The organism is Massilibacteroides vaginae (assembly GCF_900178525.1).
Lineage (GTDB): Bacteria > Bacteroidota > Bacteroidia > Bacteroidales > Tannerellaceae > Massilibacteroides > Massilibacteroides vaginae.
Window position 1 is genome coordinate 104,622 of the sequence record NZ_FXDJ01000006.1, and the last position, 14,406, is coordinate 119,027.

Annotated in this window: 11 protein-coding genes; 2 read left to right on the plus strand and 9 right to left on the minus strand. The window is 38.5% G+C overall.

The annotated features are described in order from the left end of the window. Nucleotides 1–12: 12 nt before the first annotated feature. The 3 genes from cas9 to B9Y81_RS00985 all read right to left on the minus strand — a co-directional run bounded on the left by cas9 (nucleotide 13) and on the right by B9Y81_RS00985 (nucleotide 5,410). Nucleotides 13–4,134, minus strand: coding sequence for a type II CRISPR RNA-guided endonuclease Cas9 (gene cas9 / locus B9Y81_RS00975; protein WP_085535135.1), 4,122 nt, complete (start codon nucleotides 4,132–4,134; stop codon nucleotides 13–15). A 139-nt stretch (nucleotides 4,135–4,273) separates the two neighbouring features. Beyond that, nucleotides 4,274–4,837 carry a plasmid pRiA4b ORF-3 family protein gene (locus B9Y81_RS00980; protein ID WP_085535136.1) on the minus strand — a complete coding sequence of 188 codons (564 nt, stop codon included), beginning with the start codon at nucleotides 4,835–4,837 and terminating at the stop codon, nucleotides 4,274–4,276. A 318-nt stretch (nucleotides 4,838–5,155) separates the two neighbouring features. After that, nucleotides 5,156–5,410, minus strand: coding sequence for a type B 50S ribosomal protein L31 (locus tag B9Y81_RS00985; protein WP_085535137.1), 255 nt, complete (start codon nucleotides 5,408–5,410; stop codon nucleotides 5,156–5,158). Between the two features lie 222 nt (nucleotides 5,411–5,632). Here B9Y81_RS00985 and B9Y81_RS00990 point away from each other — a divergent pair, with 222 nt between their 5' ends. Further along, nucleotides 5,633–6,628: a class II fructose-bisphosphate aldolase gene (locus B9Y81_RS00990; protein ID WP_085535138.1), complete on the plus strand. Its 996-nt coding sequence runs from the start codon at nucleotides 5,633–5,635 to the stop codon at nucleotides 6,626–6,628. Between the two features lie 57 nt (nucleotides 6,629–6,685). On the opposite strand, the gene B9Y81_RS00995 is transcribed toward B9Y81_RS00990, so the two are convergent. Genes B9Y81_RS00995 through B9Y81_RS01005 form a run of 3 tightly spaced genes read right to left on the minus strand, consistent with a single transcriptional unit; the run spans nucleotide 6,686 to nucleotide 10,520 of the window. Next, nucleotides 6,686–7,378 carry an MIP/aquaporin family protein gene (locus B9Y81_RS00995; protein WP_085535139.1) on the minus strand — a complete coding sequence of 231 codons (693 nt, stop codon included), beginning with the start codon at nucleotides 7,376–7,378 and terminating at the stop codon, nucleotides 6,686–6,688. A gap of 21 nt (nucleotides 7,379–7,399) precedes the next feature. Continuing rightward, nucleotides 7,400–8,887 carry a glycerol kinase GlpK gene (glpK, locus tag B9Y81_RS01000; protein WP_085535140.1) on the minus strand — a complete coding sequence of 496 codons (1,488 nt, stop codon included), beginning with the start codon at nucleotides 8,885–8,887 and terminating at the stop codon, nucleotides 7,400–7,402. A gap of 58 nt (nucleotides 8,888–8,945) precedes the next feature. After that, nucleotides 8,946–10,520, minus strand: coding sequence for a glycerol-3-phosphate dehydrogenase/oxidase (locus B9Y81_RS01005; RefSeq protein ID WP_085535141.1), 1,575 nt, complete (start codon nucleotides 10,518–10,520; stop codon nucleotides 8,946–8,948). 224 nt (nucleotides 10,521–10,744) lie between these two features. On the opposite strand from B9Y81_RS01005, the gene B9Y81_RS01010 reads away from it, so the two are divergent. Beyond that, on the plus strand, nucleotides 10,745–11,512 hold the full coding sequence (locus tag B9Y81_RS01010; protein WP_085535142.1) for a DeoR/GlpR family DNA-binding transcription regulator: 768 nt from the start codon (nucleotides 10,745–10,747) through the stop codon (nucleotides 11,510–11,512). Here B9Y81_RS01010 and B9Y81_RS01015 read toward each other — a convergent pair. The 3 genes from B9Y81_RS01015 to B9Y81_RS01025 all read right to left on the minus strand — a co-directional run bounded on the left by B9Y81_RS01015 (nucleotide 11,509) and on the right by B9Y81_RS01025 (nucleotide 14,404). Beyond that, on the minus strand, nucleotides 11,509–12,141 hold the full coding sequence (locus B9Y81_RS01015; RefSeq protein WP_085535143.1) for an HAD family hydrolase: 633 nt from the start codon (nucleotides 12,139–12,141) through the stop codon (nucleotides 11,509–11,511). The two genes, B9Y81_RS01010 and B9Y81_RS01015, sit on opposite strands and share 4 nt — an antisense overlap. Nucleotides 12,142–12,207: 66 nt before the next feature. Further along, a complete protein-coding gene (locus tag B9Y81_RS01020) occupies nucleotides 12,208–13,455 on the minus strand; it encodes a DUF1015 domain-containing protein (RefSeq protein WP_085535144.1) in 1,248 nt (415 codons plus the stop codon). A gap of 25 nt (nucleotides 13,456–13,480) precedes the next feature. After that, nucleotides 13,481–14,404 carry an NAD(P)-dependent oxidoreductase gene (locus tag B9Y81_RS01025; protein WP_085535145.1) on the minus strand — a complete coding sequence of 308 codons (924 nt, stop codon included), beginning with the start codon at nucleotides 14,402–14,404 and terminating at the stop codon, nucleotides 13,481–13,483. Between the last annotated feature and the right edge of the window lie 2 nt (nucleotides 14,405–14,406).

Here is a 14,406-nt window from a genome sequence, read left to right on the forward strand (position 1 = left end):
ATAAATCAAGCCTCAATCCTGTTCAATATTAACAATCTGTCCAATATGATTTACTCTTACTTTCACAATATCAGTAAGACCACCAAGTCCTATTCTCAACCAGGTAATTCCTTTCAAAGCATTATTATCATCAACATTAGTTTCCAAATGATGTCTGAAAAAATAATCTCTTGTTGCAATTTTTTGTACCCTAAACAAATTAGGGCTGATTGTTGAATAATTATCAGGATTCTTTAAATCTATTTCATTCGGATCAAAGCCAGTATGCGGATTCGGAAAAACAAAATACTCATTTTGCTTCATTGTAAACAGAAACTCCCAACCTTCACTTGCGTTATAAGATTTATCAATAATCGGTTGATGAAGGGTTGCACGCATTGTTGCCTCAAAAAAAGAAACTACAGTTTCTTGCAAATTCCCAGCCTTATCTTTATAGATGGCTACATGATGATTATTTCCTGTATTAACAAAGTCCACAGGAATCTTCCGTCCTTCTTTATCTAAAATAAATCTACCGTCTTTATCTTTTTTATCATGCAAAGCATTCGCATTACTTACACCTCGAATAGTAACTCGTTTAATACAAATTCCTTTTTTTTCATTTAACCAAATTGGATTTTCCTCTAAGTTTGAAAACGCCTTCTTATTATCTCCTCCAAATTCATTTAATCTTGCTTGTAGAATTTTTCTAATTTTATGATCAATCACTTTATCCAATTTCAAATCCGGGGCTATTTCTTTCCGAATGGTATAGATATATTCTAAATTGACTAACTTAACCTTTTCCGGCAGCATTTCCGTATGATTTTCATCTAAAAACAAAGGAGATTTTGATATCGAATTCTTTCCTGAAAATGCTTTTCGGGGATCATTATCAAATAAAGCTAACCGCTTAAGTAAAGCCTTTTTATGACATTCAGGTACGACCTTCGCTATTTTAATCTCATCAAAAGAGGCGCCGACTTTTTCTGTTTTTGTGACATACTGCTGAATACGGCCATAAATTGTTTCATTATGAAGCTGACCTCTTGGAGTAAGCTGTTTCTTTTTACTCACTCCCTCTTTTTTATCAATCGTATTTACATTAGTTGTAGCAACTTTATTCTTTGCTTTAATTGAAACAAAAAGATTTTCCAAATGCATTCTGGCTTCTTTTCGAAATTCATGCAATTGCATGGGAGGTTTAAATTTCAACTTGTTCTTACTATCTCTTGACAAATATTTTTGCTCTATACCATAGATATCACTTGTCTTATCAATTCTTGAATTCAAATTATTGAGATACTGAATATAAACATGTTTCGTAAAAGCAACTGTTAAAGCATCCATCGCATGATGCCTATGATCATTACGCTTTGTCCAATCCGTAATACGTTTTACAATATGACCGTCTCTATTCTCAAAAACCTCCGTTAACCCTAATTTATCATACTTATCCCAGTTCAGCTCTTTCATCACATCTACAAGCTGCCAATCCTCACGCAATCTATCTGTTATGGCACCCGTAGTCGAAACTACATTTTTAACCAGTTCTTCTAATATTTCTTTTGCTTTTTTGGCTATATATTGCGTATCATTCAAGTCTCGATTTATAAACCCATCAGGAATAGCATCTCCTTTAATTTTAAGCTTCACATATTTTGCCTTTGAAATCGCACTCTGTTTAAACAGTGAATCCAGCCGTTGTTCATAATCTTCAACACCTTCGTCTCCTTTCTTCTTAAATATATAATCCCATGCTGTATCATTTCCTTTTTCACGATTTATACTACTTAACTCTAACGTTTTATTTGAAAAAGAATCATCAAATAATCGCGATTGAGGAATAATATGTTCTATGTCAAATTCTTTTGAAAACAATTTTTCCGGAGAAATATAAGTTTTAGAATAGAGTGTATGGTAACCATTATGTTTTAGCTCTTCATATAATTTATAGCGAATAATATCATTACGACTAATATGAGATAGTCCAAACTTATTTTTCAATATATTTTTGACCTCTTCATTGTTTATAGCTGTCTGATTTATATTTTGAGTCATTAACGCACGCTGCTTTGCATTCTTCCTTAGCTCTCTCGCTAGTTCTATCCGTATTTCGTCAGGCTTACCATAAGTATCAATAATTAAATTGATCACATTTATCATTTGATTCAATATCTTTTCGACTACTGGATTACGCAAACTGTTCTTCGAAAAATTTTCCAATCGTTCTTTATACTGCTTCTGCTCTTTCTCTTCAACAGTCATCGATTTAGCCGAATGCTGATAGCCCGCTTTGAAACAAGCATCACTGTATTTCATTCCTTCTCTTAAATAAGGTAATATTCGTCTTATTGCTTTTGCGCTTAGACTCCCATAATCATTCTGAAAAGTAATTTTTGCAAACAAAGTTGAAAAGGATTTTTCAAACCCAAACAGATCAGTAATTTTTTGAATTAGTTTTTCATTTCCTGTATTTGATTTATCACCTTCAAAAGAATATAAAAGATGCCACAACTGAAACAAAGGTTGTTTTTCAATGCTACTGCCCTCTAAAGTTGAGTCAAAATTAAGTAGTCCAACATTATAACCTAAAGCACAAAAAACAGAGCTTACTAATTCTAACACCTCTGAGGAATTCATTTTTTGAAAAACATATTTCCCATGCCCACTCAATTCTATTATATCCTGATAAACCTCAAATAAAGCAGCTTGTGTGCGGTTTCCTTCAATTCTATCAATATTCAATTCAATTTTTGAGGTTTTCTTAAAAAGAAGTTTTATGACCTCAGAAGCTTTCATTTCTTTTTTTATATTCAGCTCTTTAAATAAAGTTTCCTTTTCTTCTTGAGTTAGGAAACGTTTCTCAAAACCACCTCCTTCATTCTTAACAACAATATCATTTAATATCTGCCATATTTTAAACTCTTGAAAAATTGGCGAAGACTTAGGGCATACTCTAAATCCATTTTTCTTTATCTTCTTTTTACCGTCTACAATTATTTCAATTTCTTTACTTTCAAACTCACAAAAACTGATCAATCCTTTCTGGCTCTTTAATCTGCGTTGATAAAAAATAACAACATCACGAATTTCTTGTTTTAGTTCAGGTGTTAACACATCATGATACTTCGCTTGATTTTCCCAAATCGCTTCAAATTCATTCAAATAATCCTGACGATAAAACACTTTATTTTTAAGAGAAGTATTAGGATTATTTTTCAGTTGCATCATTAAAAATTGCCCTACAGTCTGTTTGTGAAAGAACAGTTCTTTACTTCTATCACTAATATCACCTAGATAACCGCTTGAGTTACTAATTTCTCCGTTAATTTCACTAATAACAAAAGCAACTTCCTCAACAGTCAATTGTTTTTTCAAGCCGTCCACACGCCACTTAGCTGCTTGCAAGCGTTTATCTTTATTCTTATTTTCTGCTGTATAAACACCGTGTAATGCAAGGAATAGTTTCGCGGTATTTAGTTTGCTTTTCCCTTCTGATTTTGTCTTTAAATCGTCAGTCAAAATTTCCGGATAAAACTGACTTTGAAAATTCCATACCTTATCAAACTCAATCTGTAGATCTGAACGATAAAAATCAGGAATATTTTTTTTCCCTTCTTTCAAGAACAGATAAATTAGCTGCCCCGGAGTTAGATTGTCCTCATATAACCTTTTTGCTACTTCAAGACCATCTATTAACTGTCCTTCATCTTGAGATTTAGACTTTCTACTACTTTTATAACCTCTCTTTTTATTAATCATTAATAATACACGAGCAAGCTGATCCAAGGTTACTCTTTCGGTGACTGCTTTTGCTCTTAAATGATGTGTTTCAAAAGTAGTTTTGTTTCCTGTCTCTGACAATATGGAGTCTTCAGAAATAAAGCCGTTCCTCTTTAGTATTTCTATCAGGTTGTTTCTCCTTAATTTATAACGTTGCAAATTTCTACGCATACTCCTTTTAAGAGTCCTATCCGCATTTGTTGTAATACTCTTCCCGCGTTCGAAATTAGAGGTCTCATCAACAGTCAACGGATTCACACGTACACCCAATTTGATAATTGATGACGTTTCATTTTCATTATCTCCCTCTCTGACAAGAGCCCATCCTATTGATGATACTCCAAGATCTAATCCCAAAATAGTTCTCATTTTTTTTCATTATATTGATTAAATTCATTTTTTTATTATATTTGCACCTACAATTTGAAGCAAATCACAATAAGGATTATTCCGTTGTGAAAACATTAGAGGCGGCATATTTTATATGTCGCTTTTCTTTTTCCACAACTCACAACAATCTCAATTCCTCATTTACTTCGTTGGCATTAAAGGGCCAGAGTTCTTCCCAGGTTTCGTCTGGGGCGAGTTCGAGCCAGTCTCTGTAGTGTGCGGCGGTGGGGGTTTCGGGGGTTTCTCGTAGTATTCTTTTTATTTCTTCGTATATGGGGGCTCCTCCACAGTCTTCGGGGGGGCAACTGCCTTTTCCGGCCAGGCAGACGGCTTTGAGGGCGTTTTCCGGCAATATGGCTTCGAGCTTGATTTCGTGTTCCCAGTTATCGCCATAGTCGTAGATGTACATATAGGTTTGTCCTTCTGAATTGAAGATGTCTTTTAGTTTGATTTTTCTTGCGTGTTTTACCGGCTCCCAGTCGTCTTCTGATGGTATGGAGATTACTAATCCGCGATCCATGGGTTTGGGTTCAAAGCGGTACAGATGGTAGTTTAACCAACCGAATGATAGTTGAATCACATCGTGAAAACGCTCAAAGGTAAAGGTTGAAGGGACTGCTACACGACGCCAAACGGGTGGCTTTTTTATTCCTTTAATTTGAATTTTAAATTGATAGATCATGGTTTATTTTTTTAATTAGAAAACGCAACTAAGCTATTTGTCTGTGTTTATTTTCAAATTTAATAAATCCAATGATATCCGGGACTAATCCGCCTGTGTTTTTCCTAAAAAACAGCATTTTTGCAGCCGTTGAAATTCAAAGCCAAATACATAAAGGTTATTTTTCGAAAAATAAAGGATATCTTTTTAAAAATAAAGGATATCTTTTTAAACGTATAGTAATGTGTAGAAAATAGCGTACCGACAGGATACAAAAAAGGCTGTCCGATAATTTCGAACAGCCTTTTTGTGTTTTTCAGTTTTCCTTAAGAGGAATCCTTATTTCTTGTTACGGTTACCGTAGCGACTCATGAACTTATCAACACGTCCTGCAGTATCCACCAGTTTAGATTTACCAGTATAGAACGGGTGAGAAGTATTTGAAATTTCTATTTTGATTAATGGATATGTAACGCCATCAATTTCAATAGTTTCTTTTGCGTTGATTGTTGAACGCGTGATGAATACATCGTCGTTTGACATATCTTTGAATGCTACCGCACGATAGTTGTCAGGGTGAATACCTTGTTTCATTGCTTTATCTTATTTTTAATTATAATCTGTTTATTCAGCTGGTAACCGGTAAATTGGCTTGCAAAGGTATTCATTCATCATGAAGAAACAAAGAAATGGGAAGTATTTTTTCATTTGTAATATAGTTTTGTGTTATTTTAGTATGTTTAATAGCATACAGTACACCGAATATTTGTATATTTGTACAAGTTTTTAATCAATAACGTAATAACACATATAACAATGCTAAGTTACAAACAATTAGGCTTGGTGAACACAAAGGAAATGTTCGCAAAAGCAGTTAAAGGTGGATATGCGATCCCTGCTTTTAACTTCAACAACATGGAACAGCTTCAGGCAATTATCCAGGCTGCTGCTGAAACTAATTCTCCGGTAATCCTTCAGGTTTCTAAAGGTGCACGTCAGTATGCAAACCAGACTCTTCTTCGCTATATGGCTGAGGGTGCTGTTGAGTACGCAAAAGAATTAGGCTGCAAAAATCCTCAAATCGTGCTTCACTTAGATCACGGTGATTCTTTTGAAACTTGCAAGAGCTGTATTGATATGGGATTCTCTTCTGTTATGATTGACGGATCTCACCTGCCTTATGACGAAAACGTAGCGCTGACAAAGAAAGTTGTTGAATACGCACATCAATTCGATGTAACTGTTGAGGGTGAATTAGGTATCCTTGCAGGTGTTGAAGATGAAGTTTCTGCTGAGCACCATACATATACTAAACCTGAAGAAGTGGTTGACTTCGTTACTAAAACGGGTTGCGACTCTTTAGCTATTTCTATCGGTACTTCTCACGGAGCTAACAAGTTTACTCCGGACCAATGTACACGTGATGCTAAAGGTGTTCTTGTTCCTCCTCCCTTGCGTTTCGACGTATTGGAAGGTTGCGAAAAAGAACTTCCGGGCTTCCCAATCGTGTTGCACGGTGCATCTTCAGTTCCTGAGGAAGAGGTTAATACTATCAACAAATACGGTGGTGCATTGAAAGATGCTATCGGTATCCCTGAAGAACAATTACGTAGAGCAGCTGCTTCTGCGGTATGTAAAATCAACATCGACTCAGATAGCCGTTTGGCTATGACAGCTTCTATCCGCGAAACTTTCGCAACTAAGCCTGCTGAATTCGACCCACGTAAATATTTAGGTCCGGCTCGCGACAACATGAAGAAGTTGTACAAACACAAAATCGAAAACGTATTAGGTTCGGCAAACAAGCTTTAATCCTACTCACGTTCGTATTATAAGAAAGGCAATCCGGAATCCGGATTGCCTTTTTCTCTATATTAATAAATATAATCCGCCTGCCAATAAAGCCCCGGTAAAGGGCCCTACCACAGGCACCCAGGAATAAGTCCAATCGCTATCTCTTTTTCCTTTTATCGGTAATATAGCATGTGCAATGCGAGGAGCCAGGTCTCGAGCCGGGTTTATCGCGTATCCGGTTGTACCTCCCAGCGACATACCGATTGCCACAATTAATAATGCCACCGGATAAGGACCGGATATTTCCGCTCCTGCCACATACAGTATTCCAAAAACAAGCAGGAAGGTTCCAATTACTTCACAAATGAAGTTGTATGTATAATTACGAATCGCAGGTATTGTACAGAACACGCCAAGTTTGGTAGTACTGTCTTCTTCAGCATCAAAATGAGGTTTATAAAACAAGTAAACCAACGAGGCACCAAGTATACCTCCCATCATTTGGGCAACGATATAACCGATAATATTTCCTTCAAACAGTCCGGCTAAAGCCAAACCAACGGTTAGTGCGGGGTTCAGGTGAGCTCCGGAATAAGGTGCGGAGATGAAAGCTGCTACAAACACGGCCAATCCCCAGGCAATAGTTATCACAACCCAACCGGAATTATGCCCTTTTGTTCCCTTTAAAATCACATTGGCAACTACACCGTCTCCCAACAGTACCAAAATTGCGGTTCCAATAAATTCGAATAATAAATCTTGTCCCATGCAATAGTATAAGTTTTAGGGTTATTTAATCCATGATTGAGCACGGTGAACAGCTTCGTTCCATTGTTTTTTTGCCAGATGCATATCAATTTTTGAATTCGGCTCGAAAGTTACATCGACATGCCATTGCGCGCGTATTTCATCCAGACTTGTCCAGAAGCCTACCGCTAATCCGGCTAAATAAGCAGCTCCTAAGGCTGTAGTTTCTGTTGTTTGCGGACGAATTACCGTTTGCCCCAGAATATCTGCCTGAAATTGCATTAACAGATTATTTTTCGCAGCTCCACCATCTACGCGCAATTCCTTCAACCCTACTCCGGCGTCAAGAATCATGGCATTGATTACATCCATCGTTTGGTAAGCGATTCCTTCAAGTGCGGCACGGGCAATGTGTCCGGAAGTTGTTCCACGAGAGATGCCAACAATTGTTCCTCTGGCGTACTGATCCCAATGAGGCGCTCCTAATCCGGTTAGCGCGGGCACAAAAAACACACCTCCGTTATCTTTTACAGTTTTGGCAAGTTCTTCTATTTCGGCAGACGATTTGATAATATTTAGTCCGTCTCTCAGCCATTGCACGATTGCGCCTCCAACAAATATGCTACCCTCCAACGCATAATTTACTTTTCCATTCAGTTTCCAGGCAACCGTTGTAATTAAATTATTCTTCGATACAACTTTGTTTTCTCCGGTATTCATCAGAATAAAGCATCCGGTACCGTAAGTATTTTTCACCATTCCCGGTTCCACACACATTTGACCGAATAAAGCAGCTTGTTGGTCGCCGGCAATACCGGCAATGGGTACTTTAGTTGCAAAAATCGTAGTTTTGGTATATCCGTAAATCTCACTTGATTCGCATACTTTAGGCATCATGGATTTAGGAATCGTAAATAATTCCAACAACTCGTCATCCCATGTCAATGTGTGAATATTAAACAACATCGTACGTGAAGCATTGGATACATCAGTAACATGTACCTCTCCGCGAGTGAGTTGCCAAACAATCCAGGCATCTACCGTTCCGAACACTAATTTTCCGGCTTCTGCTTTTTCTCTTGCCCCTTCTACATTGTCCAAAATCCATTTTACTTTTGTGGCACTAAAGTAAGCATCGATTATTAGTCCGGTTTTATCCTTAATAAGTTGCAATTGTCCGTCATTCTTCAACTGATCACAGTATTCAGATGTCCGTCGGTCTTGCCAAACTATCGCATTATACACAGGCTCGCCTGTTTCTTTATCCCACACGATTGTGGTTTCGCGTTGGTTGGTTATTCCTATTCCGGCTATGTTCAGACCATTAACGCCTATTTTAGTAATTGCTTCAGCAGCAACTGCAGCTTGTGAAGACCATATCTCACGTGGATCATGCTCCACCCAACCACTTTGCGGAAAGTATTGCGTAAATTCTTTTTGGGCTACAGAACAGATTTCCCCTTTTCTATCAAAGAGAATAGCGCGGGAACTGGTTGTCCCGGCATCAAATGCCAATATGTATTTTTCCATGCGTTTTTCAATATTAGATTATTCCAAAAATCAAAAGTATAAATATCCTGCCAGAAAATCAGGGTTCCAGCAAATAGTTTTTCGCTAAATGAACAAACTCATCCACTTGCCGGTCCTTCCATTCTTCGTTCATCTTCATTTCTGTCATCATAATCGCAGCTACTTTAGGAGCCATGTTCATAGCAGCCCGGGCATCCAAAAACGTTATTCGAAGTCTTCGAGACAACACGTCGTCAAGCGTCATTGCCATTTCTTGCCGCACAGCCCAGATCACTTCAGCCACTGTGTAATCATAGGCAGGATGTAGTTTTTTCGAATTTTCTGCTGTTTCACTTTCTATTTCGCGGATTTTCGGATAATCACTGCCATAAACATACGAGAAGTTTGAACGATCCACCTTTTCCTGATAGCCATGTATCAAGATATCTTCGGTTTTGCAGGGCACATTCGTTAAGTTACATACAGTAATCGCACGATTCACCGCATCTTCCGCCATATCACGGTAGGTAGTCCATTTACCTCCGGTTATTGTCACTAATCCACTGGGCGATACAACAATCTTATGACTTCTGGATATTTCCTTCGTTTTTTTACCATCTGTTGTCTTTTTGGGTGCAGCCAACGGACGAAGTCCTGCGAATACAGAAAGCACATCTTCACGTTTTGGTTGCTTGGTCAGGTATTGTCCGGAGGTTTTTAGTATAAATTCTACTTCCTCTTCCAACGCCTTTGGTTCGAGAACAAACTCATTCATCGGTGTATCTGTAGTTCCTAAAACCACCTTATCATGCCAGGGCACACCAAACATTACACGCCCATCACTTGTTTTAGGTATCATAATCGCTGTGTCGCCTCCCAGAAATGATTTGTCCACCACCAAATGCACTCCTTGACTGGGACGTACTATCTTTTCTTTTTCCGGCGCGTCCATTTGCATGAGATCATCTACAAATATACCTGTTGCGTTTATCACGGCACGAGCCTGGAGTTTATACGTCTGACCGGTAAGTTCATCTACAGCCTCAACTCCGGATATCCGTCCGTTTGCATCCTTTGTCAAAGCGGATACTTTCACATAGTTTGCCACTGTAGCGCCATGCTCAACAGCTGTTTGAAGTAGGTTAATGCCCATACGGGAATCATCAAATTGCCCGTCATGGTAAACTACCCCACCCCTGAGTCCTTTTTCCGAGATTCCGGGTATTTCGCTTATAACCTCTTTCTTTCGCATTGGCAATGAGCGACCGAAACTTCTTCGTCCGGCCAGAATGTCATACATTGTCAATCCAATCGTATAAAACGCCTTTTCCCACCAACGGTAGGTTCCGATAATAAATCGCTGATCCTTCACAAGGTGAGGTGCATTTTTTCGCATAAATCCCCTTTCATGAAGCGCGTCAACAACAAGACCTACGTCTCCTTGCGCCAGATAACGCACTCCGCCATGCACTAATTTAGTACTCCGACTCGATGTAGCTTTCGTAAAGTCGGACTGTTCCAACAGTACAGCTTTGAATCCACGTGAAGCGGCATCCAAAGCTATCCCTATACCGGTAGCACCTCCACCAACCACAAGGATATCCCATCCAATTGTAGTATCGGCTATTTTCTTAATGTGATCTTCTCTTTTCATCAAGCAAATTATTGTATTAATTGTTATTACGCAGGTTTATATATTGCAAAGATAATTACGTTTTAAATATATCAAAGCTTTTTCGAAACTTTTATAACACAATATATAAGCTTTCGAAACTTTATCGAAACATATATGAAACAAAATAAGTTTTTTTAGCTCCTATAATCTTTTGATATACGCGAATCTTGTATATTTGCATAAACACACAAAACACAAACGCTATGCGAAGTATTGCCGAAAGACACCAATATATACTGGAACAAATAAAAAATAAAGGTCACGTAAAGGTACAGGAGCTAAGCGAAACATTAGAGGTTTCGGAAGTGACGATACGAAAGGATTTAAAACATCTTGAGGGAAGGAAAATGCTCTACCGCAATCACGGCAGTGCAAGCAGTATGAGTGCGATCATCACCGACAGACATATTGACGACAAGGAGAAAATAAATCAGGAAGAGAAAGTAGGTATCGCGCGTGCAGCGGCTCAACTATTAAACGAGAACGACAAAATTATTATTGCATCCGGAACCACGCTATTGTCATTTGCCGACGCAATCAGCACAATAGATGAAATGATAACAGTTATCACTTCTTCCGTCAAGGTTTCGCTGACGCTTTGTTACAATCCGAATATTGAAGTAATCCAACTTGGTGGTATTATGAGGAAGAACTCAGTTTCTATCATCGGGCACTATGCTGAAAATATCCTTGAAAGCCTTTCATGCAACAAACTTTTCCTGGGCGTTGACGGCATAGATTTAGATTACGGACTGACGACCAGCAACATGAACGAAGCTCGTATTAATCAGCAGATGATTGATGCTTCGCAAGAAATCATCATCCTGACTGATTCCTCCAAATTCGGCAAACGAGGTTTTTGCAAGATTTGCGACATCGACAAAGTTCACCATATTATAACAAATAAAAATGCGCCCACGCATATTATCGAAATGTTACGTGAGCGCGAGATAAAGGTGACACTTGTTTAAGCATTCCCTTGCAATATCTGATCTATTGGTTTGCGCCAATCTTCTTTATTCAATGGTTGGTAAGTTAAAAATCCCAGCTTTGCTCCTGTTTCAACATTTAGTTTACCATCATCGACAAACAGAGTTTCGGAAGCAAGCATACCGGAGTCCTGTATCATCAAATCGAAAATCCGGGGATTTGGCTTAGTAACTTTCATTTCGAATGAAGCATAAAATTTATCACAATAATCGGTAACAGGAAGCCCGGCTTCGGAAAAAGCAGGAGTTTTAGCCCATTCCATAACGACCGGATTCGTATTACTAAGAATAAAAACATTATAGTTTTTTCGTAATTCCAGTATATAATCCAGCTTATACTGTGGCACAGCCTCTATAAAACCCAACCATCCAGACTGAACCTCCTCGGTTGTCAAAGGTTTTTCTACAATTTCACTTAGTTTAATCCGGAATTCTTCAATATCTACACCTCCGTTTTCTAACTCAAGAAAGATTCCTCTTTGCTCATAAGGGTCCAGATAGTCTTCTATATTAGCAACACCTATTTCCTTAAATCGCTTAAGCGAGCTATCTCGATCTAAATCAATAATCACTCCTCCCAAATCAAAAACGATATTCTTTATTTTACTCATCTGATAGTTTACGGTTTTTATTTCAACAAAAAGGGCAGGTTTTCAGCCTGCCCCATATAATATTAATTAGTCTAAACTATGAATAACCAGCCCGGAGCGAAGCTTCGGCTCAAACCAGGTTGTTTTCGGAGGCATAATGTTACCGGTATCGGCGATATCAATCAATTGTTTCATAGAAACAGGATAAAGTGCCAATGCGACTTTCATCTCTCCATTATCCACACGACGTTTCAACTCACCTAACCCGCGTATTCCACCAACGAAATCTATACGTTTATCAGAACGCAAATCCTTAATTCCTAAGATTTCATCCAACACAAGATTAGAAGAAATAGTCACATCCAACACGCCAATTGGGTCATTATCATTGTATGTGCCCGGCTTTGCGGTTAAAGAATACCACTTACCGGATAGATAAAGAGAGAAATTATGCAATGCTGCCGGTGTGTAAATATCCGTTCCCTTTTCTTCAATGATGAAGTTATCTGATAACTTAGCCAGAAATTCCGCATCAGAAAGTCCATTTAAGTCTTTAACTACACGATTATAATCGATGATTGTAAGCTGACTGGCCGGAAAACATACTGCCATGAAATAATTATATTCCTCATCCCCACGATGGGCAGGATTTTGTTTGGCCTTTTCTGCTCCTACTAAAGCTGCGGCAGCTGAACGATGATGCCCATCCGCAATGTACAAGGAAGGAATAGCTGCAAACAGTTCCGTTATGCGCTGAATATCCTGCACATTATCAATAGGCCAAAAGGTATGACCAAAACCATCTAATGGAGCAACAAAATCATATTCAGGAGCTTTATCGGTATATTTTTTCACAATACCATCCAACTCAGCATTATCCGGATAAGCAAAGAAAACTGGTTCGACATTCGCGTTATTGATGCGCACATGCTTCATTCTGTCTTCCTCTTTATCCCGCCTTGTTAATTCATGTTTCTTAATATTACCTTTCAGATAATCTTCAACTGAAGCACAAACAACTAAGCCATATTGCGTACGCCCGTTCATCGTCTGAGCATACACATAGTACATTTCTTTTTGATCTTGCACCAACCAGCCTTTTTCCTGAAACAGTTTAAAGTTTTCGACGGCTTTTTCATACACAGCCGCATCGTGCTCATCTGTTCCTACAGGAAAATCTATTTCCGGTTTAATAATACGATACAACGACTTTTCGTTTCCTTTCGCTTCTTCACGAGCTTCTTCAGAATTCAAAACATCGTATGGTCGAGAAGCTACTTTCTCAACCAAATCGACAGGTGGTCTGATTCCTTTAAATGGTTTTATTACCGCCATTACATGTTATTTTGTTAGACAATTGTTATTTATTCACTTTGTATTGCTCATTTCCATTTTTCAGGAAATCTACAATTTGATTTGCTGCTGCAAGACCGGCATTTATATTAGCTTCTGCAGTTTGGGCACCCATCTTTTTAGGAGTCGCAAAATAGCGATCCGGATAAGCGGCCAATAGCTCCGCGTGATTTCCAGGCTGAATATCTGTAAAATACTTAAAGTCCGATCGCTCGGAAAACATCTTCAGTAACCCTTCGTCATCCACAACTTCTTTACGGGCAGTATTCACAACAATCGCTCCTTTAGGCATTGAATTCATCAATTCGAAATTGATCGATTTCTTTGTTTCTGCCGTTGCCGGGATATGCAAAGATACAATCTGGCAGGTCTTAAACAAATCTTCAACAGAAGTCAATGCTTTTACACCGTCATTTTCTATGGTAACTGTCGATGCGTAGGCGTCATAAGCATATTGATCCATTCCAAAGCCCTTACCAACCCGAGCCACATTACGTCCTACGTGTCCATAAGCCAATATCCCCAGTTTTTTATCTTTCAGTTCAATACCCGCTGTTCCATTAAAGAAACCACGAATTCCATAAAGCAACATACCAAACACCAATTCGGCTACAGCATTCGCATTCTGTCCCGGCGTGTTCATTACGCATACATTATTAGCAGTAGCAGCATCCAGATCAACATTATCGTATCCAGCTCCGGCACGAACTACGATTTTAAGTTGTTTAGCCGCGTTCAACACTTCCTGATCAATAATGTCACTACGAATAATTATCGCATCAACATTCTTAACGGCATCCAGCAATTGTGCTTTTTCCGTATATTTCTCAAGCAGTACTAATTCAAATCCCTCCTTCTCAACAATTTCCCGTATTCCCTGAACAGCTACGGGTGCGAAAGGCTTGTCTGTTGCGATTAATATCTTTGCCATAC

Excerpts from the sequence above, each read along its gene's own strand:
- cas9 (WP_085535135.1), bottom strand. The coding sequence starts at position 4,134 with ATGAGAACTATTTTGGGATTAGATCTTGGAGTATCATCAATAGGATGG.
- B9Y81_RS00980 (WP_085535136.1), bottom strand. The coding sequence starts at position 4,837 with ATGATCTATCAATTTAAAATTCAAATTAAAGGAATAAAAAAGCCACCC.
- B9Y81_RS00985 (WP_085535137.1), bottom strand. The coding sequence starts at position 5,410 with ATGAAACAAGGTATTCACCCTGACAACTATCGTGCGGTAGCATTCAAA.
- B9Y81_RS00990 (WP_085535138.1), top strand. The coding sequence starts at position 5,633 with ATGCTAAGTTACAAACAATTAGGCTTGGTGAACACAAAGGAAATGTTC.
- B9Y81_RS00995 (WP_085535139.1), bottom strand. The coding sequence starts at position 7,378 with ATGGGACAAGATTTATTATTCGAATTTATTGGAACCGCAATTTTGGTA.
- glpK (WP_085535140.1), bottom strand. The coding sequence starts at position 8,887 with ATGGAAAAATACATATTGGCATTTGATGCCGGGACAACCAGTTCCCGC.
- B9Y81_RS01005 (WP_085535141.1), bottom strand. The coding sequence starts at position 10,520 with ATGAAAAGAGAAGATCACATTAAGAAAATAGCCGATACTACAATTGGA.
- B9Y81_RS01010 (WP_085535142.1), top strand. The coding sequence starts at position 10,745 with ATGCGAAGTATTGCCGAAAGACACCAATATATACTGGAACAAATAAAA.
- B9Y81_RS01015 (WP_085535143.1), bottom strand. The coding sequence starts at position 12,141 with ATGAGTAAAATAAAGAATATCGTTTTTGATTTGGGAGGAGTGATTATT.
- B9Y81_RS01020 (WP_085535144.1), bottom strand. The coding sequence starts at position 13,455 with ATGGCGGTAATAAAACCATTTAAAGGAATCAGACCACCTGTCGATTTG.
- B9Y81_RS01025 (WP_085535145.1), bottom strand. The coding sequence starts at position 14,404 with ATGGCAAAGATATTAATCGCAACAGACAAGCCTTTCGCACCCGTAGCT.